This is a genomic window from Ferruginibacter sp., from assembly GCF_031391665.1.
Taxonomy (GTDB): Bacteria; Bacteroidota; Bacteroidia; order Chitinophagales; family Chitinophagaceae; genus Ferruginibacter.
On the sequence record NZ_JANMUN010000204.1, the window covers coordinates 1 to 2,352 of the forward strand.

Sequence of the window (2,352 nt, forward strand, 5' to 3'; positions counted from 1 at the left end):
AAAAAATATTATTCAAAATTTTTTTTCAAACAGTTCTCTATTGGCATTTTAGAAGATGATATTGAGCAAATAATAAGGCAAAAGAAAACAGCCCTTTCTTTTAAGTGGTTAAAGCTTGATCATTATAATAATTCTATTGCAGACCCCTTTGTTTTTAATAACAGTAATGGAGAGCTCAATATACTTGCCGAAATATTTACCACCGGTAAACTTGATGGCAAAATTTGCCAGCTTAGTTATGATACTGCAAAAGGCTTTTCTAACCCCGAGATAATTTTTGGAAACGGAAACCATCTTTCTTATCCATGCATTTATAAGGAAAATAACAAAATGAATGTTTTGTTAACTGAATTAGATGGGGCGCTTTTAAATTATGAGTATGATGAAAAAGGATTTAAATTAACAAATAAAAAAGTGGTACTCGATTTTCCATTAATTGACGCAACCTTATTAAAAAAAGATAACAAATACTGGTTTTTTGGTACTTTATTGCACAATGGCCACTCTAACAAACTTTATATTTATTATGCTGATAATTATTTAGGACCTTATAAACCCCATGCACTCAATCCCGTAAAAAATAATTTAAACGGCTCCCGTTCTGCCGGCAATTTTATCCAGGTTGATGGAAACGTTTTCAGGCCTTCGCAAAACTGCAAAAATTATTATGGTGAGTCTATAACAATCAATAAGATTGTTAAATTAAGCGAAACAGAGTTTGAAGAGGAGGAACACATGACTATAAAAGCAAAAAATAGTGAAGAGTTCAATTTTGGCATTCATACAATAAATGCTGCAGGTAAATATGTAATTATCGATGGGCAAAAGGGGCATTTTCAACCTTTTTTACAAATATGCAGGGCAGTAAAAAGGCTGTTTAAACGCAATAAACATAAATTTACCTTTGCGCTATACTATATGAATGGTATTAATTTTGAAGAGTATATTGCCGTATAAGCGAAGTATCCTTTAGTTGATATTTTCCATCATGTAAGTTTATTGCTGTTATCAAATTAATGCTCATATTACTCTTTTCACATAGTGGTAACAATTTCCTGCTTATTTTAGACTAATATAAATTACTGCATGAGAAAAATATTACTGATTATTTTTTTATTCTTTAGTCTCCATTCCTCTGCACAAAAAATTTATGGTACTGTATTTAATGATAAAGGCGATTTACTGCCTTATGCATCTGTTACCATAAAAGGCACTTCAATTGGTGCAAGCGCCAATAACAAAGCAAAATTTTCTTTCAATGTTTCACCGGGCAGTTATACAGTAGTTTGCCAGCATATTGGTTTTACGAGGCAGGAAAAATCTGTTTTAATAAATGCGGTTGATGAAGAAGTAACTTTTATCCTTACGGAGCAAAAATTAGATTTAAAAGAAGTAGTTGTAAAAAGCGGTGGCGAAGATCCGGCTTATGCCATCATTCGCCAGGCCATTAAAAAAAGAAATTTTTATAACAAAGAAGTAAATGCATTTGAATGCGACCTCTATACAAAAGATATTATGAAACTGCGGATGCTGCCCAAAAAAATAATGGGCAGAAAAATTCCTGAGGAAGATAGAAAAAGTATTGGCCTTGATTCTACCGGTAAAGGAATAATTTATTTATCGGAGTCGGTAGCAAAAGTACACACCCAGCAACCCGACAAATTTAAAATGGAAGTGCTGAGCAGCAGGGTAAGCGGCAGCGGTGGATTTGGATTTACCTTTCCCACTTTTATAAGTTTTTATACCAACAACGTAAAAGTATTTACCGAAAAATTTAATCCCCGTGGTTTTGTTTCTCCCATTGCTGATGGTGCCATTGGCTTTTATAAGTTTAAATTCCTGGGCAGTTTTTTTGAAGATGGTAAAGAGATCAACAAAATTTTGGTTACGCCACGCCGGAAATACGAGCCTTTATTTTCGGGCATTATTTTTATTACCGAAGGCGATTGGCGGATACACAGCTGCGATTTAACGCTTACTAAAACCTCTCAGCTGGAAATTATTGACACCCTGCAGATAACACAAATTTATGTGCCGGTAAAAAACGATGTATTACGGGTAAAAAATCAATTGCTGCATTTTAATTTTAAACAGTTTGGTATTGATGCCATTGGCAATTTTGTAAATGTTTATTCTAACTACAACATCAATCCAGTTTATGCTAAAAAATATTTCGATAAAATAATTATTAAGTATGATACTGCAGTAAATAAAAAGCCTGCGGCTTATTGGGATACTATACGGCCTGTTCCCTTAGAGGCGGAAGAGAAAAAAGATTACGATGTTAAAGACAGTATTTACCTGTTGCGTAAAGATTCAATCTTAAGTAAACGTTCTGTAGATTCGCTAAAT

General features: G+C 33.4%; 2 protein-coding genes. Both read left to right on the forward strand.

What is annotated here, in order from left to right:
* A partial coding sequence (locus tag ACY651_RS15015; RefSeq protein ID WP_462254181.1) for a glucosamine inositolphosphorylceramide transferase family protein occupies positions 1 to 957 on the forward strand: 957 nt, incomplete at its 5' end.
* A 129-nt stretch (positions 958 to 1,086) separates the two neighbouring features.
* On the forward strand, positions 1,087 to 2,352 hold a 1,266-nt coding region (locus tag ACY651_RS15020), incomplete at its 3' end, for a DUF5686 and carboxypeptidase regulatory-like domain-containing protein (RefSeq protein WP_462254183.1).